Raw genomic sequence first — 16,814 nt, 5'->3', positions numbered from 1 at the left:
GAAAGCGGGCGTCAGCCGCCAAGCGCGCGGCTGGCCAGCAGGCGCGCAACGTAACGTGCGAACAGATCGATTTCCAGGTTGACCCTGTCGCCGCCACGCAAACGACCGAAGGTCGTGACCGCATAGGTATGGGGGATCACGTTCACGCCGAAGGTGGCTTCGCCATGCTCCCCGTCTTCCACCTCGTTGACGGTCAGCGACACGCCGTCCAGCGCCACCGAGCCCTTGGAGGCGATGTAGGGCGCGATCTCGGGCCCGACACCAATCCTGAACCGCCAGGAATCGCCCTCCTGCAGGACGGAGATCACCTCGGCCGTCGCGTCGACGTGGCCGGACACCAGATGGCCGCCCAGCTCCTCACCCAGAGCCAAAGCCCGCTCGAAGTTGACCGGCGTGCCCTCGCGCCAACCGCCGAGCGTGGTCTTGGACAGGGTCTCCGCCGAGGCGTCGACGGCGAACCGGCCCTCGCCGCGCTCCACGACCGTCAGACAGCAGCCGTTGCAGGAAATCGAGGCGCCAAGGGCTATCGTAGCGGTGTCATAGCCGGTGTCGAAGGTGAAGCGCGTGTCGCCCCGCTGCTCGATGCTGCGGACGGCGCCCAGGTCGGTGACGATGCCAGTGAACATGGAGAAGGATCTAGCCCGCCCGCCGCCAGCATTCCAGCACATCCCGGCCGAGGCGCTCGAGCCTTTCGAAGGTGAAGGCCGGAGCGTCGGCCAAGCGGTCGAGGCCGAAGCCCGCGACGGCGGGCAGACCGTCACCGCCGATCAAGCGGCCCGCCTGGAACCAGGCCAGACGATCGACGAGGTCGGCGCGCAGCAGCTCGGCGGCAACCTGGCTGCCGCCCTCGACCAGAAGACGCGTGATGCCGCGCTCGGCCAGCGAAGCCATAACCTCGGGCAGGCTCAAGCGCTCCGCCGCGTCGAGTCCGACAGTCAAGACCTCCACACCGGCCCCCTCCAACGCGCTTAGGCGGTCCTTTGGACCGTCCGCGCGGGTGTAGAGCCAGGTCGGCTGCCGCTCCGCCTGAGCGATCAGCTTATGGGTCAAGGGAGTGCGCAAACGGCCGTCGAGCAACACCCGCACCGGACTGCTGGAGCTCAGTCCCGGCAGTCGGACATCGAGCTGCGGATCGTCGGCGCTCGCCGTTCCGGCGCCGACAAGGACCGCGTCGTGATCGGCCCGCAGCAGGTGCGCCCGCGCCCGCGCCGCCTCTCCGGTGATCCACTTGCTCTCACCGCCACCCGTTGCGATGCGGCCGTCCAGGGTCGTCGCGAGCTTCAAGGTGACCAGTGGCCGCTGCTCGGTAAGTCTCAGGAAAAACCCCCGATTGAGCTGGCAGGCCTCCTCGGCCATCAGACCGACCTCGACCGTCACACCGGCGTCGCGCAGCTGCTGAAGTCCACGCCCGGAGACGCGCGGATCCGGATCCTCGCAACTCACGACCGCTCGCGCGACTTCGGCCTCGATCAGAGCCTTGGTGCAAGGCGGGGTCTTGCCGAAATGGGCGCAGGGTTCGAGGCTGACGTAAGCTGTCGCCCCCTTGGCCGCCGGACCGGCCCGCCGCAACGCCTCCGTCTCGCCGTGGGGACGTCCGCCAGGTTGGGTCCAGCCGCGGCCGACCACGTGGCCATCGCGTGCCAGCACGCAACCGACTGATGGGTTTGGCGCGACGCGGCCGAGACCGCGCTCCGCCAAGCGCAGGGCCATCGCCATCAGCGCCCGGTCCCGAGGGCTCCAGGCGGCCTGCCCGGGATCGGCGGTCGGTTTCGGATCGACCAGCTGCATCAGCGGGTCTGGTCGTCGGCCTCGACGCCAAGCTTGCCGATGAAGTCCTCGAAATCGCCGACTTCCCGGAAATTTCGGTAAACGCTGGCGAAACGCACGTAGCCGATGGGATCCAACGTCGCCAGAGCATCCATCACCATCTCGCCGATCAGCTTGGAGGGGATCTCACTTTCGCCCGAAGACTCAAGGCGCCGGACAATGCCGTTTGCCACCCGCTCCACACGCTCGCGGTCGACCTGTCGTTTCTGCAGGGCGATCAGCATGGAACGCAGGATCTTCTCGCGATCGAAAGGCTCCTTGCGGCTCTTGCTCTTCAGGACCGTCAACTCGCGGAGTTGCACCCGCTCGAAGGTCGTGAAGCGGGCACCGCAATTCGGGCACTGGCGGCGGCGGCGAATCGCGGCATTGTCCTCGGTCGGCCGTGAATCCTTTACTTGGGTATCCTCGTTGCCGCAGAACGGGCAGCGCATTCCGAACTTCTCCCCCAACTATCCCCAAAACACCGCGAAAACGTGACGCGAAAGGCGATCAGACCAGTACATCCGGATAGATCGGAAAGCGCTGGCAGAGCGCCTTCACCTCCGCTTTGACCTCAGTCTCCAACGCCCGGTTGCCGTCTTCCCCGTCACGGCGGAGCCCATCGAGCACCTGATCGATGAACTGCCCGACCCGCACGAACTCGGCCGTGCCAAACCCACGGGTCGTGCCGGCCGGCGTGCCGAGCCGAATGCCGCTGGTCACCATCGGCTTCTCCGGATCGAAGGGCACACCGTTCTTGTTGCAGGTGATGCCGGCCCGATCCAGGCTCTGCTCTGCCGCCTTGCCGGTCAGCGACTTCGGCCTCAGGTCGACCAGACAGAGATGATTGTCGGTCCCGCCGGTGACCATGTCGAAACCGGCCTCCATCAGCGTTCCGGCGAGAGCCTTTGCGTTCTCGACGATCTGGCGGCTGTAGGCCTTGAAGTCGGGCTTCAGCGCCTCGCCGAAGGCCGCCGCTTTCCCGGCGATGGCGTGCATCAGCGGGCCGCCCTGCAAACCCGGGAAGGCCGCCGAGTTGATCTTCTTGCCGAGATCCGGGTCGTTCGAGAGCACCATGCCGCCGCGCGCGCCGCGCAGGGTCTTGTGCGTCGTCGTGGTGACGACATGGGCGTGGGGCAGCGGACTGGGGTGGACGCCTCCGGCCACCAAGCCGGCGAAATGCGCCATGTCGACCAGGAAATAGGCCCCCACCTCGTCAGCGATCTGCCGGAACCGCGCGAAATCGATGACTCGCGGATAAGCCGAGCCGCCGGCAATGATCATCTTCGGCTTGTGCGCGCGCGCCAGCCGCTCGACCTCCTCGAAATCGATCAGACCGTCGTCCTTACGCACGCCGTATTGAATCGCCTCGAACCACTTGCCGGAGAGATTCGGCGCCGCACCGTGGGTCAGGTGTCCGCCCGCCGACAGCGACATGCCCAGGATCGTATCGCCTGGCTTCAGCAAGGCCAGCATGACGGTCTGATTGGCCTGAGCGCCCGAGTGAGGCTGGACGTTGGCGAAGCTGCAGTCGAACAGCTTCTTCGCCCGTTCGATCGCCAGACTCTCGACCACGTCCACATGCTCGCAGCCACCATAGTAACGGCGGCCCGGGTAGCCTTCGGCGTACTTGTTGGTGAGCACCGACCCTTGGGCTTCGAGCACGGCGCGAGAGACGATGTTCTCGCTCGCGATCAGCTCGATCTGGTTCTGCTGACGGCTCAGTTCGTCCTGCACGGCCGCCGCCAGGTCGGGATCGCTCGCCCGCAGAGACGCGGAGAAGAACTCACCCTGGGTGCTGTCAAGACGTTGCGCGGCGTCGGAGGGGCTCATGGCGGTCACCTTCTGTATGAAACGTCGGTCTGTCGAAAACGAAGTATCGCGAAAACGTGGATCCGGAGTTCCTGTTTTGACAAGGCGCCGCAACGGCACGGCGGGCAAAGCAGACGAGCTAGGGCGCGCCAAGCTTTTCGACGCGACGGCCGTGGCGCCCGCCCTCGAACGGCGTGTCGAGAAAGGCGCGGAGCATGTCCTTCGCCGTCTCCAGCCCAGTGACGCGGGCACCGATTGCCAGGACATTGGCGTCGTTATGCTGCCGCGCCAAGCGTGCCGTAGTGCTGTCGTGACAGAGCGCCGCACGGACAGAAGGGTTCCGGTTGGCGGCAATCGAGATGCCGATACCGGTCCCGCAGACAATCACGCCACGCGGCGCCCGCTTCGCCGTCAGCGCATCGGCCATCGCCTTGCCGTAGTCCGGGTAGTCGACCGACTCAGGGCCGTTCGTACCCAGATCGACCAGCCGGTAGCCAAGCGAGACAAGCTCTTCGGCCAGAGATTGCTTCAATTCGTAGCCGGCGTGATCTGCTGCCAGCGCAACCGTCTTATCGGTCATGACTCTCTGTCGTTCAGCCTGCTGGCTTGGATGCAGCCCGCAGGCCCAAGCGCGAAAAAGATCCAGGAGATGCCCTTAGCAGCGTCTCGCCGCATTCCGGGCATAAGACCAGACGCTACCATATGTCGGTTCGCCGTCAAAGCTCACCACAAGGCCTGGGTCTCGAAATTCGCGACTTGAGGCCTCTCCGCGCAGTCCACGCGCGTTTCGCGGGGGGCTGCGTCCCTCCCCGCCTCTCAAAATCTCTGTTCGTTACCTTTTCCTTAAGACGAAACGGTAGCTATTCACTAATAAAACGGTGTGTATTTTTGCTTCTCACTGCCGAGACTCTCGCGTAGTGTGCCGATGATTAGGGGGCTTAGTGAGGGCGGGAAAAGAATGAGCGAAGAAACACGCGAAGATGTAACCGAAGCCGAAGTGCTGAGGATGACCTCTTCAGTGGTCTCTGCTTATGTCCGCAACAATTCCCTGCCGAGGGAAGACGTCACCGGACTGATCGGCGCAGTGCATCGTGCCTTGACCGACATCAGTACCTCGGCTGTCGAACCCGAGGCCCCGACACCTGCCGTCCCAATCAACAAGTCCATTCAGCCGGATCATTTGATCTGCCTGGAAGACGGTCGAAAGTTGAAGATGCTGAAGCGTCATCTGCGTACGACTTACGGTATGTCCCCCGAAGACTACCGTGCCAGATGGGGCCTTCCGGCCGACTATCCGATGGTGGCGCCCAGCTACGCCAAACAACGTTCGGCTTTTGCAAAGCAAATCGGCCTGGGCACCAAGGGCGGACGCCGCAAGAAGCGCAAATAGCCCCCCCCCCCCCGATCCGCCGAAACGTCCGACGTCCACGGATTGCGCTGGATCGACCGGTCGCGCCGCCTCATGGAGATCCGAGTCTGTACAGATCCGGGTCAACCCTGGATATAGTACGGCAGTTGCAGACTCCGGCGGAGGATGTAGCCGGCCCGATAGGCGCCACACAGCAGGCGGAGCTGTCTGCAACTAGGACAGATAAACACTCAGGGAGATGAAACATGACGTTCAGCAAGTCGTCGCTCGTCGCGGCAGGCCTGGCGGGCATGCTGCTCGCTGCCGGTCCGGCGGCGGCACAAGACATCAAGATCGGCGCGTTGATGCCGATGACCGGCGACCTGCAGGCCTTCGGTCCCTCGTCGATGTCGGGAATCGAGCTGGCGTTGAAGGAAATCAACGCACAGGGCGGACTGCTTGACGGCCGCACGCTGACCGTCGTCGTCGGCGATACCCAGACCGCCGCGCAGACGGCCGTCGATGCCGCCCAGAAACTTGTCAACGTCGACAGTGTCGTCGCCATCGTCGGCGCGCTCTCATCCGGCAACTCGGGCCCTGTCGCCACTTCGGTGACCGGACCTGCCGGCATTCCGCAGGTGTCCAGTGCCTCGACGGCGCCGGTGTTGAGCGATATCGACGACAAGGACTTCTTCTTCCGCACCGTCCCGGCCGACAGCCTGCAGGGCGTGGTTCTGGCCCAGGTCGCCAAGGCGGAGGGCTTCGAGAACGTCTCGGTCCTCTACATCAACAACGACTACGGCGAGGGCCTGGCAACCGCCTTCACAGGCGCCTTCAAGGCCAAGGGCGGCAGCATCGCTGCCAACCTCGCCTATGAGCCCGGCAACGCCTCCTACCGAGGCGAACTGCAAAACGCAGCAGGCGACGGAGCCGAAGCCCTGGTGCTGATCGGCTATCCGGAAAACGGTGTGGCCATCCTCCGGCAGTCCCTGGAGGGCGGTTTCTTCGACTCCTTCATCTTCACGGACGGCATGAAGACGCCGGACATCATTTCGGCCATCGGTGCCGACTTCATGGACGGATCGATCGGAACCGCGCCCCAGGCCGTGGCCGACAGCCCGGCCGCCGCGACCTTCCGGAGCGCCTACGAGGCCGAATACGGCGAGCTTCCGCCCAAGCCCTTCATCGATACGGCCTACGACGCGGCCTTCGTGCTGGCTCTGGCTATCGAGAAGGCCGGCTCGACCGACGGCGCGGCGATCCGGGACGCTCTGCGGGAGGTTTCGAGCGCACCCGGCATGGAGATCCTGCCGGGCGAGTGGGAGAAAGCCAAGGCGGCCATCGCGGCCGGCGACGACATCGACTACGTCGGCGCGGGCGGTGCCCAGGACTTCGACAGCAAGGGCGACGTTCCGGGGACCTTCGCGTTTTGGGCCATTGAAGGCGGAGAGATCGTCACCCGAGAGGTGCTCGCTCCGGAAATGTAAAGCAAACCGGACGACAGACTCCGGCCCACCTTATCCTGAGGCGGGCGCGCAAGAAGACCAACGCCCGCGGCCCCCTCGCCGCGGGCGTTGTGCCGTCAGCCGCCAGAGATCCTTAGTAGGCGAGCCTCAGTAGATGCCGCGCCAAGCGGACCACCAAAGCCGCAGAGCGCGATTGGGCAGCTCCAGTTGAACCCGGGGGTCGAAGGGATCGAAGGCCGCTCGCTCCAACCTCGCCAGATAGCCGTCGGCCAGACGGGCAAGCAGGAGAGCGGGCAAGGCCGACCTCGGAACCTCGCCGCGCAGCCGACGCGCCTCCGCCAAGTGCTCGCGCGCGCGCTTCACCAGACGCATCACAACGCCCGACAAGGCGTCGGACCCCTGCAGCTCGAACAGTTCGGCCGTGCGTACGCCGGTGACGGCGAGATGGTCCTCCGGCAGGTAGAGCCGTTTCTGACGCGCATGGAAGGGTATCGCCCTCAGGAGTCCGGTCAGCGCCCAAGCGATCCCGACATGCCGAGCCGCCGCTTCGGCCGCATCGCCTTCGCAGCCGAGGACGGCAAGCGCCAGAGACTGCAAGGTCGCGCTGGTCTCCGCCGCATAGCGTTCCAGTTCGGCGAGATCGCCCGGTGCGGCGGGATCGAGGTCCGCCTCGCGGGCCAGTAACAGCCGCTCGAAGACCGCCGAGTCCAGCCCATGCTCGCGAATTGCCGTGGCCAGGGGCGTGACCACCTGATGCTGGCGAGGCGCGCCGCCCCGGTAGATTTCCTCCAGCGCTTCCCGCCACCACTGCAGACGGATCTGTCCGAGCGTGGACTCACTGACCAGCTCCGCCGTCTTGGCGACCTCCAGGTTGAAGGCGTAGAGGGCGAAGAGCGCTTCGCGCCGCTCGGCAGGCGCGAAGAGACAGACGAGAAAACGGTCGCGATCCTGCGCGCGCAGCTCTTGCGCACAGTAGGAAAGAGAGTCACCGCGCATGGCAGCGCCCGAAGGTCGCAATGGACATGGAACCCCATAGAATTCAAATGGTTCACAAAGGCGTACCTTCGCCTATGTAAGCGGGGTCGGACGCTGTAAAACATGCGAACGACTCAAGGCGCAGCCGCGCTCACCGGATTTTCCATCCCGGACAATATGATCGAGGTAAGGAGAGACGTCATGCCGTTCCAACTGCCCGAGTTGCCCTATGCCAAGGATGCGCTCGAGCCCCATTACTCCGCGAAGACTCTCGAGTTCCATCACGGCAAACACCACAACGCCTACATCACGAAGACCAACGAACTGGTGGCCGGCACGGAGCTTGACGGCAAGTCCGTGGAAGAGGTGATCTCCGCGGCCAAGGCCAAGGGCGACAAGACCCTGTTCAACCAGTCCGCCCAGATCTGGAACCACACCTTCTTCTGGCACGGCATGAAGCCGGGCGGCGGCGGCGCCCCCAGCGGTGCGGTCGGTGCGGCCATCGACAAGTCCTTCGGCAGCTACGCCGATTTCATCAGCGCCTTCAAGGCCAAGGCAGCCGGCAACTTCGGCTCGGGCTGGACCTGGCTGGTCAAGAAGGGCGACGGCCTGGAGATCGTCAACACCGACGATGCCGATACGCCCCTGGCGCACGATGACATGACCCCGTTGCTGACGGTCGATGTCTGGGAGCACGCCTACTACTTGGACTACCAGAACCGCCGTCCCGACTACGTCCAGTCCTTCTTCGACAACCTGGTCAACTGGGACTTCGTGAACGACAACCTCTCCAAGGCCTAGAGTAGGACCATCCTCTAGAGCAGGTTGAGCCGCTAACGAAACGGGGTCGGCCCAAGCAGTGCCGACCCCGTTTTCTTTTCGCTTAGCCTGTCGCCGATCCGGCGAATCTAAACTGTGACCAGAGCTGCAGCGACGCGGCGCCCCTCCGTCTGCAGTAGATTGAAGGTTCGGGCAGCAGCACCTGTCCCCATGCATTCGGGAACAGGGCCCCGCTCGCGGATCGCGCTTCGCAGGGCCTTGGGCAGCAAGGCAGACTTCGCGCCGGTGCCGATCAGCAGGACTTCGTAGGGCGGCGTCTTCTCCAGGATAAAGGCCAGACTCTCCAGGGTAACGTCGTCCAGCGACGCAACCACCCAGGGCGCGACCTCATTCGCCGTCAGAAGGATCGCTCCCTCGTGGAGCTGCCCGGCCACAGTGAAACGGCCTGGGCCGTAGCCTTCGACAAGATGCCGGCCTTCCGGCAGCGAGGGGGTGACATCGGCGTCCTTCATGGGCCTCAGGTCGACGGCTTCGCGCCGCTTTCGATAGCCGCTTTCGGCGTCTGGTCGGCCTCTCCCTCATCGCCCCCGGTCAGTTGCTCCCGGCGCAGCCCCATATAGAGCAGCAGGGGAACGGCCAGGGCGACAGATGAGTAGGTGCCGATCACCACACCCCAGATCAGACCGAGGGTGAAGCCGCGAATCACCTCGCCGCCGAAGACCGAGAGGGAGATCAGGGCCAAAAGCGTCGTGACAGAGGTCAGCAGCGTACGCGTTAGGGTCTTGTTGATCGCCAGATTGAGCAGCTCCGGCATCGGCATCTTCTTGTATTTCCGGAGCTTCTCGCGCACGCGGTCGAACACGACGACGGTATCGTTGATCGAGTAGCCGGCGATGGTCAGTACCGCCGCAAGGGTGGCCAGATTGAACTCGATCTGGGTAATCGCGAAGAAGCCAATGGTGGCAATCACGTCGTGGGCCAGGGCAGCCAGGGCGGCGAGGCCGAACTGCCACTCGAAGCGCAGCCAGATGTAGATGCCGATGGCGCCAAGCGCGAGCACCGTCGCCAGAATGCCGGCCTGCCGCAATTCGGCCCCGACCTTCGGTCCCACGAACTCGGTCCGACGGTACTCGACCACCTGCTCGCCCAGGGTCTCCTGAACCAGTTCGATGGCCGCCCGCTGATCGGCATCGCCACCGTCCTGCCGGCTGATGTTGAGCAGCAGCACGGTGGGCTCGCCGAATTCCTGCAGGGTGATCTCGCCCAAATCCAGGTCGCCCAAGTCGGCGCGCAACTGCCCGAGGTCAGCGGGTTCGCGGGTTTCCACCTCCATCAGGATTCCGCCCCGGAAGTCGACGCCGAAGTTCAGCCCTTGGACGAAGAAGGTCCCGATCGACCCCAGCACCAGGAAGGCCGAAAGGATCAGAAACAGGGTCCGCTTGCCCAGGAAGTCGATCGTCGGATCGATCGGAAGCAGTCGGATGAAGGCCATGACAGATGTCCTACTCGAAAGCGCTCAGATCGGCAGAGCCTTGGCGGGCGTACGACGACGGCGCAACCAGGTGACCACTAGCAAACGGGTGACCATGATGGCGGTGAACATCGACGTCAGGATGCCGATGGCCAGGGTGACGGCAAAGCCCCGGATCGGTCCCGAGCCGAACTGAAACAGCAGCAAGGCGGCGATCAGAGTCGTCAGGTTGGAGTCGATAATCGTCGTGATCGCACGCTTGTAACCGGCATCGATGGCGGACACCGGCCCCCGACCGAGGCGCGCTTCCTCGCGTATACGCTCGAAAATCAACACGTTGGCATCGACCGCCATGCCGATGGTCAACACGATGCCGGCAATACCCGGAAGGGTCAGGGTCGCCTGAAGTCCCGACAGCGCGGCCGCCAGCAAGATCAGGTTTATGATCAGAGCGACGTTGGCGAAAAGGCCGAAAAGACCGTAGGCCGAGCCCATAAAGACGATCACCAGCAGCAAGCCGAGAACGGCCGCGAACTCGCCGGCGCGGATCGAGTCCGCCCCGAGTCCGGGGCCGACCGAGCGCTGCTCGATCACCGTCAGCGGTGCCGGCAAGGCCCCGGCGCGCAGCAAGAGCGCCAGATCCTGGGCCTCCTGAACCGAGAAGCTGCCGCTGATGACGCCGCTGCCGCCCAGGATCGGCTCGCGTATCACCGGCGCCGAAATAACCGCTTCGTCGAGGACGATCGCGAAGGGCCGCCCGACGTTTTCCTGCGTGACCTGACCGAATCTCTGGGCACCGGTCGAGTCGAAGCGAAAGCTGACAACCGGCTCACCGTCCTGGAAGGTCGGCTGCGCATCGGTCAGATTCTCGCCAGACACCAGGATCCGCTTGCGGACCACGATCTGCGAGGCCCCCATGCCGTCGTCTTCCATCGGCAGCAGTTCGGAGCCGGGCGGGACCGGATCGAGGCCGGGCTGAACGTCGCTGTTGACCATGCGGAAGCTCAGCTGGGCCGTCTGTCCCAGGAGATCGATAAGACGCTCCGGATTCTCGACGCCCGGCACCTGGACCAGGATGCGCTCTTCGCCCTGGCGCTGGATCGCCGGTTCGCGGGTTCCCAGCTCGTCGATGCGGCGCCGGACGATCTCGATCGACTGCTGCAGGACGGTGATCTGGCGCTCCTGCTTGACCTGCGCGGTCAGCTCGATTTCGCCTTCGCCCGTGCTGTCGCTGATCCGCAGCAGCGCGTCGCCGGTGAAGACCAGCAGAGCTTCGCGCGCCGCCTCCGCCTGGGCCGGGTCTCGCAGGGTGAAGAAAACGCTGTCGCCCTCGCTGCGCAGGCCGGTGTAGCCGATCCGCTCCTGCCGCAGTTCGCTGCGTACCGTGTCGACCAGGTTGTCGAGTTCCTCCTCGAACACCGTCTCCATGTCGACCTCAAGCAGGAGCGACGAGCCGCCCTGGAGGTCGAGGCCGAGACTGATCTGCTGGTTCGGGAGCCAGGACGGCAGACTCTCCGAGATCTGGCGCGGCAGCAGGTTCGGCGATGCGAAGGCGAAACCGAGCAGCACGACGACTAGAACGGCCACAACCTGCCAGCGGGAAAACTGGACCATGAGACTTCCAGACCTTCTTTAACGCCAAATACAGCCTTGATCGCCGCAGACGGCGCGGCTCCCGCGCCGGGCTCGGCCAGGCCAGTCAGACGACTGCCGCTCTAGCGGCGCTTGCCGCCCGAAGAGGAATCGGACTCCGTCGAAGACTCCTCCTCATCCTCCTGCCACTCGTCGTCCTCGGGCTCCTCGGCTTCGTCCTTCTTGCGGCCGCGCGTCCGGCTCGGCTGGCCCTTGCCGACCACTTCCTGCACCGTCCCGCGCAGCATGCGCACCTTGACGCCGTCCGCGATCTCCAGATCGAGTTCGGTGTCGGAGATGATACGCGCGACGGTGCCGTAGATGCCGCCCGCCGTCACCACCCGGTCGCCCCGCCGCAGGGCCTGCACCATCGCCCTATGCTCTTTCTGCCGCTTCTGCTGAGGCCGGATCAGCAGGAAATAGAAAACCACGAAAATCAGGATCAGAGGCAGGAACGTCAGCAGCGCAGAGCCGCCGTCCGCGCCACCGGCCGCCTGAGCAAATGCGGGAGAAATCAGCATCAAGTCCTCGTCTTGTTAGCACTGCGACGGGCCAGCCGTCGCAGGGAGTATCGCACCGGGCGTTGCAAGCAGCCTCACCGGGTCGGAAAAGGTCGCGGGACTATAGCCGCGCGCCCAGGTTTTGCAACGTTCACCGGCAAGATCGGACAGGATGCAACCGAAGCCCTCCAATTGACCCGGACGGGCTCGGGGGACTAGCTTCCCCGCCGCTCGCAGCCCGTATTTCCCGCCTTACCTGGGGTTTTTCATGCCGCTATCCAATGCCGAAGAGCTTTTCCCCCTGCTGACGCGCATCGCAGAGGCTCTGGAGCGCCTATCGCCCCCGGCGGAGACCCAGCCGGACGAGATTGCAGCCGACGGCTACGTCTGGGATGCGGAGGCCGGTCGCCCCCTGCCGGTTCCAAAGATCAACCGGGTCGCTTTTCCTCTACTCGTCGGCATCGATCAACAGTCGAAACTGCTGTTGGACAACACCGAGCGCTTCGCGCGCGGCCTGCCGGCAAACAACGCCCTGCTGTGGGGCGCGCGCGGCATGGGCAAGTCCTCTCTGGTCAAGGCCGCCCATGCGCAGGTCAACGCCTCGCTGCAGCCCGATCCGACGCTGGCCCTGGTCGAGATCCACCGGGAGGACATCCCTACCCTGCCCCGTCTGCTGCAGCTGCTGCGCGGCCAGGCGCCACGCCGGTTCCTGCTGTTCTGCGACGACCTCTCCTTCGACCAGGAAGACGCCAGCTACAAGTCGCTTAAGGCCGTCCTAGAGGGAGGCATCGAGGGACGGCCCGGCAACGTGCTTTTCTACGCCACCTCGAACCGCCGCCATCTGATGGCACGCGACATGATCGACAACGAGCGCTCGACCGCCATCAACCCCGGCGAGGCGGTGGAAGAAAAGGTCAGTCTTTCCGACCGCTTCGGTCTTTGGCTCGGGTTCCACAACTGCGACCAGCAAACCTTCCTGGCGATGGTCGAGGGCTACGCCACACACTTCGGACTCGAGGTAGAGCCCGAGCGGCTGCGGGCGGAGGCGAAGGAATGGTCGGTCACCCGCGGCTCGCGCTCCGGCCGTGTCGCCTGGCAGTTCATTCAGGACCTCGCCGGGCGCCTGGACCAGCGGATCGATCTTTAGAACGGGACCGCCTTAGCTGGACTCGCTCTGGCGATTTCAGTCCCTTTGCCGCTTCCCCGAGGCCGAACTAGCCGCGCGCAGCATCGCCGCCCGCACCGTCCCCAGCAGTGCCTGCGTCGCCACGGGCAAAGGCCGGCCGACGGCGGTCAGCAACCCGATCTGCCTGCGGATCTCCGGACTGTGCAGCGGCGCGGCGCGCAGACCGTGGACATGCATCAGCGGCAGGCACGACTCCGGTACCGCCGTGACGCCGCCGTTGCGCAGGACGAGCGTCGCGGCGGTCGAAAGCTGCTCGACCTCGACCAGCGGTCGTAGGCGCAAGGCGCTGTCCTTGGTCGCCTCGTCGAAGCCACGGCGTACGCTCGACGAGCGGCTGAGGGCGATGAAGGGATAGGCTTCGAGCAGGCGCGCCGGCACCGCCTCGAGTTCCGCGATCGGATGGTCCGGCGCATGCACCGCCATGTAGCGCTCGCTCAGAAGCGGCTCGAAGGCAATGCCGCGACCGTCGGGCGGCGGCGTGGAGATGCCGAAGTCCGCGCGCCGATCCCGCACGAGCTCGACGACGCGTCCCGCCGTAACGTCGAAGATCTCGACATCGATGCGCGGGTGGCGCTCCAGATACGCGGTCAGGATGGCTGCGAGATGGCCGGCGGCGATGCTGGGCAGGGCCGCGACGGAGACCCGCCCGCGCTGCATGGCGAAGAGGCTTTGCGCATCCTCCACCGCAGCGTCCCAATCGTCGATCAGCCGGGCGGCTACCGGCAGGAAGCTGGCGCCTTCGGCGGTCAGCTCGCAGTTCCGACTGCTGCGGTCGATCAAGGGACCGCCCAGCCGTTCCTCCAGCGACTTGACGGCGAGGCTCAAGGCCGGCTGAGACAGGCCGATCTTGCCGGCAGCCGCGCCGAAGGAGCGGGTCTGGGCGACGGCGACGAAGGCCTGCAGTTGACGGTGACTGACAGTCATTTGATTCTCAAATATTATATTGATTTATTTAAATTTGACTGATGAACAGCCGACTGTCGAGACTTCCTGCCCATAAAGGGGTGGGAGACCGAAGTGACGGCGCAGTTCCTTATCGGATGCGGAGCGGGCTTTTCGGGCGATCGGATCGATGCGCCGATCCCGGTCGTGCGAGACCTGGTGCGCCGGCGTACACCTTCGGCGATCTTCTTCGAAACCCTGGGCGAACGCACACTGGCGCTGGCGCAGCTGCGCCGGCTGGAGGATCCGGACGAGGGCCACGAGCCGCTGCTGGAAGAGCTGCTGCGGCCGGTTCTGGCGGACTGTCTAGACGCCGATATCGCCGTGATCGGCAACTTCGGCGCGGCGAACCCCGCGGGAGCGGCCCGGCGCATCGCCGGACTCTGCGCCGCGGCCGGATTTCCCGACGCGCCGATCGGCGTGGTGGAAGGCGACGAGGTGACCGCCCTGGCACGGGCGGGCAGCTTGGCGCCGGCAAGCCTGGACTCCGCGCTGCAAAACCGCCCGCTGATCTGCGCCAACGCCTATCTGGGCGCCGAGCCGCTGATCGCCGCACTGGCCCAAGGCGCGCGTATCCTGGTCACCGGGCGGGTCGCCGATCCCTCCCTGGCGGTCGCACCGCTGGCGCATCATTTCGCATGGGACCCGGCGGACTGCGGACGCATGGCGACGGCGACGCTGGCCGGACACCTACTGGAATGCGGCGCGCAGATCACCGGCGGCTACTTCGCCGATCCGGGTTGGAAGGACGTGCCGGACCTGCACCGGGCAGGCTTCCCCATCGCGGAGATCACCGCGGAGGGCGGTTTGACCATCGGCAAGCCCGCCGATACGGGCGGTCTCGTCAGCGAGGCCACGGTCAAGGAGCAGCTGCTCTATGAAATTCACGACCCCTCGTCCTACCTGACCCCCGACGTGACGCTGGACATGACCGGCGTCACGCTGCGCGCGGAGGGGCCGGATCGCGTCGCCGTCTTCGGCGCGCGCGGCCGGGCGCGGCCGGAGCGCCTGAAAGTGACGGTCAGCGTGGACGGCGGCTACCTCGGCGAGGGCGAGATCTCCTACGCCGGACCGAACGCCGTGGGGCGGGCTCGCCTAGCGCTCGATGTGCTGGCGCGACGCGTTCCGCAACACCTGCGCCTGCGCAGCGACATCATCGGCTATCGCAGCGTTTTCGCCGACGAGGGAAGCGCCGCCGAGGGGGGAAGCGCCGCCGAGGGGGGAAGCGCCGCCGAGGGGGGAAGCGTCGTTGCGGAGGGCGGCGCCTACAGCGGCTTTCCGGCGGGCGAAGATGTCCGCGCGCGCATCGCCGTCGAGAGCGACAGTGCGCAGGACGCCGAGGCGGCGGTGCGAGAGGTGGTCGCCTTGCTGTGCTGCGGGCCGGCCGGCGGCGGCGGCGCGCGCACGCAGGTCCGACGGCGCGTCCATACCTGGTCGGCGACGGCTCCGCGCGCCGATGTGGAGGCCGGCGTGCGCGTCCGGGTCGCGCCGGCATGGCGCTGGCGGGAGGCAAGCCATGACTGAGCCCTCCAAGACGGAACGCACCGCAGCGGAATCGGCCGGGACCGACCACGTCCAGGTGCCGCTGCACCGCCTCGCGCATGCCAGAGCCGGCGACAAAGGCGACCGCCTGAACGTCAGCGTGATCGCCTACCGGGCCGAAGACTATGCCCTGTTGAAGAGCGTGGTCACCGCGGAGCGGATTGCCGCGCTGTTCGCCGGGCGCAAACCGCGTGCGGTCCAGCGTTACGAACTACCGCTAATCGGCGCATTCAACTTCGTGCTCGACGGCGTTCTGGAAGGCGGAGTCAACCGCAGCCTGAGCCTGGACAGCCACGGCAAGACGCTGTCGTTTCGCATCCTGTCCATGCCGGTCGAGGTGCCGGGAGATCACCCGGCAGTCAATCAAAAACAATCGGGAGGAAGACCATGAAATCCAAGAGTCTCTTTTTCGCCATCGTGCTCGGGATGGCGGGCACGCTCGCGCAGCCCAGCCAGGCGCGCGATCTGCTGATCGGCTCCACATCGTCGGCTTCGAGTCACTACGGCTACTTCGTCGCGGCCACCCGCGTAATCAACGAGAATGCCGAAGGCGTATCGGCCACCGTCGTGGAGACGGGCGCAACGGTCGACAACCTGCGCCGGCTGTCGCGCGAACAGATCGACCTCGGCCTGGTGACCACCAACATCGGTTACCAGGCGTTCAACGGGCTCAACGACTTTGAGGGGCGGCCGGTCCCGACCAAGCTGCTGTGGGTCTATACCGTCGCGCCGCAAAACGTCGTGATGCGCGCCGATGCCGGCGTCGCGCGCCTGGAGGATCTGGACGGCGTCCGCTTCAATCCCGGCATCCGAGGCTCGGCCACGGAAGCGACCAGCGAAGCCGTGTTCGCGGCGCTGGGCATCGCGCCCGAGTTCGTGTCGGGATCGACCGCCGATGTCGTCGCTTCCGTCAAGGACAACCGGATCGCCGGCTACGTCAAGTCCGGCGTCGGCGACAAGCTCGACGGCTCGTCGCTGGATATCGGGACCTTCACCGAGATCGCGGTTCTGGACCTGAGCGACGCGCAAATCGCAACCCTGCGCGAGACCATGCCCGATGTCGGCATCGTCAGCGTGCCCGCCGGCGCCGGCCCGGATATCGACGCCTACGACACCTGGGCCTTCGCGGTGGCGGTCGCCGCCCGAACCGACCTGGACGAGGAGACGGCCTATCGCATCACCAAGGCCATCAACGAGAACCTCGCGCCGCAGGCAGCGGCCTTCGGGGCCCTGGAGGGGCAGGACATCGCGGAGATGACGATGCAGCAAGGCACCTTCCCATTGCATCCCGGCGCTTTGCGCTACTACCGCGAACTCGGTCTGGACGTACCGAGCCGTCTGATCGCGGAGTAAC

Annotated in this window: 18 protein-coding genes; 7 read left to right on the top strand and 11 right to left on the bottom strand. The window is 65.6% G+C overall.

All coding sequences use genetic code 11. The annotated features are described in order from the left end of the window. Positions 1–11: 11 nt before the first annotated feature. From ACO054_RS06485 to rpiB, 5 genes are all read right to left on the bottom strand, one after another. Positions 12–626, bottom strand: coding sequence for a riboflavin synthase (locus tag ACO054_RS06485; RefSeq protein WP_421709623.1), 615 nt, complete (start codon positions 624–626; stop codon positions 12–14). 10 nt (positions 627–636) lie between these two features. Beyond that, positions 637–1,716 carry a bifunctional diaminohydroxyphosphoribosylaminopyrimidine deaminase/5-amino-6-(5-phosphoribosylamino)uracil reductase RibD gene (gene ribD, locus ACO054_RS06480; RefSeq protein ID WP_421710339.1) on the bottom strand — a complete coding sequence of 360 codons (1,080 nt, stop codon included), beginning with the start codon at positions 1,714–1,716 and terminating at the stop codon, positions 637–639. A 71-nt stretch (positions 1,717–1,787) separates the two neighbouring features. Further along, positions 1,788–2,258, bottom strand: a complete 471-nt coding sequence (nrdR, locus tag ACO054_RS06475) for a transcriptional regulator NrdR (RefSeq protein WP_421709622.1) — start codon at positions 2,256–2,258, stop codon at positions 1,788–1,790. Positions 2,259–2,316: 58 nt separating this feature from the next. Next, positions 2,317–3,639 carry a serine hydroxymethyltransferase gene (gene glyA / locus ACO054_RS06470; RefSeq protein ID WP_421709621.1) on the bottom strand — a complete coding sequence of 441 codons (1,323 nt, stop codon included), beginning with the start codon at positions 3,637–3,639 and terminating at the stop codon, positions 2,317–2,319. Positions 3,640–3,757: 118 nt separating this feature from the next. Continuing rightward, positions 3,758–4,198 (bottom strand): ribose 5-phosphate isomerase B, encoded by a 441-nt coding sequence (rpiB, locus tag ACO054_RS06465; protein ID WP_421709620.1) that lies wholly within the window; start codon positions 4,196–4,198, stop codon positions 3,758–3,760. A 378-nt stretch (positions 4,199–4,576) separates the two neighbouring features. Between rpiB and ACO054_RS06460 the strand changes: the two genes are divergently transcribed. Both ACO054_RS06460 and ACO054_RS06455 read left to right on the top strand, forming a co-directional pair. After that, positions 4,577–5,008 carry a MucR family transcriptional regulator gene (locus tag ACO054_RS06460; protein WP_421709619.1) on the top strand — a complete coding sequence of 144 codons (432 nt, stop codon included), beginning with the start codon at positions 4,577–4,579 and terminating at the stop codon, positions 5,006–5,008. 224 nt (positions 5,009–5,232) lie between these two features. Continuing rightward, on the top strand, positions 5,233–6,453 hold the full coding sequence (locus ACO054_RS06455) for an ABC transporter substrate-binding protein (protein WP_421709618.1): 1,221 nt from the start codon (positions 5,233–5,235) through the stop codon (positions 6,451–6,453). Between the two features lie 126 nt (positions 6,454–6,579). Here the strand turns inward: ACO054_RS06455 and ACO054_RS06450 are convergent, their stop codons facing one another. Beyond that, positions 6,580–7,428, bottom strand: coding sequence for a phytoene/squalene synthase family protein (locus ACO054_RS06450; protein WP_421709617.1), 849 nt, complete (start codon positions 7,426–7,428; stop codon positions 6,580–6,582). 180 nt (positions 7,429–7,608) lie between these two features. Between ACO054_RS06450 and ACO054_RS06445 the strand changes: the two genes are divergently transcribed. After that, positions 7,609–8,208, top strand: a complete 600-nt coding sequence (locus tag ACO054_RS06445; protein WP_421709616.1) for a superoxide dismutase — start codon at positions 7,609–7,611, stop codon at positions 8,206–8,208. Positions 8,209–8,315: 107 nt separating this feature from the next. On the opposite strand, the gene ACO054_RS06440 is transcribed toward ACO054_RS06445, so the two are convergent. The 4 genes from ACO054_RS06440 to yajC form a co-directional block, all read right to left on the bottom strand. After that, complete coding sequence (locus ACO054_RS06440; protein ID WP_421709615.1) at positions 8,316–8,699, bottom strand: Mth938-like domain-containing protein; 384 nt, start codon at positions 8,697–8,699, stop codon at positions 8,316–8,318. Between the two features lie 5 nt (positions 8,700–8,704). Further along, entirely contained in the window at positions 8,705–9,679 is a 975-nt protein-coding gene (gene secF, locus ACO054_RS06435) for a protein translocase subunit SecF (protein ID WP_421709614.1), read from the bottom strand. A 24-nt stretch (positions 9,680–9,703) separates the two neighbouring features. After that, the gene (gene secD / locus ACO054_RS06430; RefSeq protein ID WP_421709613.1) at positions 9,704–11,272 is read right to left on the bottom strand and encodes a protein translocase subunit SecD; all 1,569 of its coding nucleotides are present in this window, start codon (positions 11,270–11,272) and stop codon (positions 9,704–9,706) included. A 101-nt stretch (positions 11,273–11,373) separates the two neighbouring features. Then, on the bottom strand, positions 11,374–11,811 hold the full coding sequence (gene yajC, locus ACO054_RS06425) for a preprotein translocase subunit YajC (RefSeq protein ID WP_421709612.1): 438 nt from the start codon (positions 11,809–11,811) through the stop codon (positions 11,374–11,376). Between the two features lie 247 nt (positions 11,812–12,058). Here yajC and ACO054_RS06420 point away from each other — a divergent pair, with 247 nt between their 5' ends. Then, entirely contained in the window at positions 12,059–12,937 is an 879-nt protein-coding gene (locus ACO054_RS06420) for an ATP-binding protein (protein ID WP_421709611.1), read from the top strand. Positions 12,938–12,973: 36 nt separating this feature from the next. Here the strand turns inward: ACO054_RS06420 and ACO054_RS06415 are convergent, their stop codons facing one another. Further along, positions 12,974–13,900 carry a LysR family transcriptional regulator gene (locus ACO054_RS06415; protein ID WP_421709610.1) on the bottom strand — a complete coding sequence of 309 codons (927 nt, stop codon included), beginning with the start codon at positions 13,898–13,900 and terminating at the stop codon, positions 12,974–12,976. Between the two features lie 93 nt (positions 13,901–13,993). On the opposite strand from ACO054_RS06415, the gene ACO054_RS06410 reads away from it, so the two are divergent. The 3 genes from ACO054_RS06410 to ACO054_RS06400 are packed head-to-tail and all read left to right on the top strand — an operon-like array spanning position 13,994 to position 16,813. Next, positions 13,994–15,442 carry an acyclic terpene utilization AtuA family protein gene (locus ACO054_RS06410; protein ID WP_421709609.1) on the top strand — a complete coding sequence of 483 codons (1,449 nt, stop codon included), beginning with the start codon at positions 13,994–13,996 and terminating at the stop codon, positions 15,440–15,442. After that, positions 15,435–15,851 (top strand): AtuA-related protein, encoded by a 417-nt coding sequence (locus ACO054_RS06405; RefSeq protein WP_421709608.1) that lies wholly within the window; start codon positions 15,435–15,437, stop codon positions 15,849–15,851. The genes ACO054_RS06410 and ACO054_RS06405 overlap by 8 nt, the downstream gene beginning before the upstream one ends. After that, complete coding sequence (locus tag ACO054_RS06400; RefSeq protein ID WP_421709607.1) at positions 15,848–16,813, top strand: TAXI family TRAP transporter solute-binding subunit; 966 nt, start codon at positions 15,848–15,850, stop codon at positions 16,811–16,813. The genes ACO054_RS06405 and ACO054_RS06400 overlap by 4 nt, the downstream gene beginning before the upstream one ends. The last annotated feature ends 1 nt before the right edge of the window (position 16,814 follow it).

Source organism: Algihabitans sp., from assembly GCF_965226985.1.
Classification (GTDB): domain Bacteria; phylum Pseudomonadota; class Alphaproteobacteria; order Kiloniellales; family DSM-21159; genus Algihabitans.
The sequence above is the reverse complement of the archived record's forward strand: the minus strand, read 5'-3'. Positions and strand labels throughout refer to the sequence as shown.

Coding starts and splice junctions, on each gene's coding strand:
- ACO054_RS06415 (WP_421709610.1), bottom strand. CDS start 13,900: ATGACTGTCAGTCACCGTCAACTGCAGGCCTTCGTCGCCGTCGCCCAG.
- ACO054_RS06420 (WP_421709611.1), top strand. CDS start 12,059: ATGCCGCTATCCAATGCCGAAGAGCTTTTCCCCCTGCTGACGCGCATC.
- ACO054_RS06485 (WP_421709623.1), bottom strand. CDS start 626: ATGTTCACTGGCATCGTCACCGACCTGGGCGCCGTCCGCAGCATCGAG.
- ACO054_RS06450 (WP_421709617.1), bottom strand. CDS start 7,428: ATGCGCGGTGACTCTCTTTCCTACTGTGCGCAAGAGCTGCGCGCGCAG.
- rpiB (WP_421709620.1), bottom strand. CDS start 4,198: ATGACCGATAAGACGGTTGCGCTGGCAGCAGATCACGCCGGCTACGAA.
- yajC (WP_421709612.1), bottom strand. CDS start 11,811: ATGCTGATTTCTCCCGCATTTGCTCAGGCGGCCGGTGGCGCGGACGGC.
- ACO054_RS06440 (WP_421709615.1), bottom strand. CDS start 8,699: ATGAAGGACGCCGATGTCACCCCCTCGCTGCCGGAAGGCCGGCATCTT.
- nrdR (WP_421709622.1), bottom strand. CDS start 2,258: ATGCGCTGCCCGTTCTGCGGCAACGAGGATACCCAAGTAAAGGATTCA.
- secF (WP_421709614.1), bottom strand. CDS start 9,679: ATGGCCTTCATCCGACTGCTTCCGATCGATCCGACGATCGACTTCCTG.
- ACO054_RS06405 (WP_421709608.1), top strand. CDS start 15,435: ATGACTGAGCCCTCCAAGACGGAACGCACCGCAGCGGAATCGGCCGGG.
- ACO054_RS06455 (WP_421709618.1), top strand. CDS start 5,233: ATGACGTTCAGCAAGTCGTCGCTCGTCGCGGCAGGCCTGGCGGGCATG.
- ribD (WP_421710339.1), bottom strand. CDS start 1,716: ATGGCGATGGCCCTGCGCTTGGCGGAGCGCGGTCTCGGCCGCGTCGCG.
- glyA (WP_421709621.1), bottom strand. CDS start 3,639: ATGAGCCCCTCCGACGCCGCGCAACGTCTTGACAGCACCCAGGGTGAG.
- secD (WP_421709613.1), bottom strand. CDS start 11,272: ATGGTCCAGTTTTCCCGCTGGCAGGTTGTGGCCGTTCTAGTCGTCGTG.
- ACO054_RS06460 (WP_421709619.1), top strand. CDS start 4,577: ATGAGCGAAGAAACACGCGAAGATGTAACCGAAGCCGAAGTGCTGAGG.
- ACO054_RS06400 (WP_421709607.1), top strand. CDS start 15,848: ATGAAATCCAAGAGTCTCTTTTTCGCCATCGTGCTCGGGATGGCGGGC.
- ACO054_RS06445 (WP_421709616.1), top strand. CDS start 7,609: ATGCCGTTCCAACTGCCCGAGTTGCCCTATGCCAAGGATGCGCTCGAG.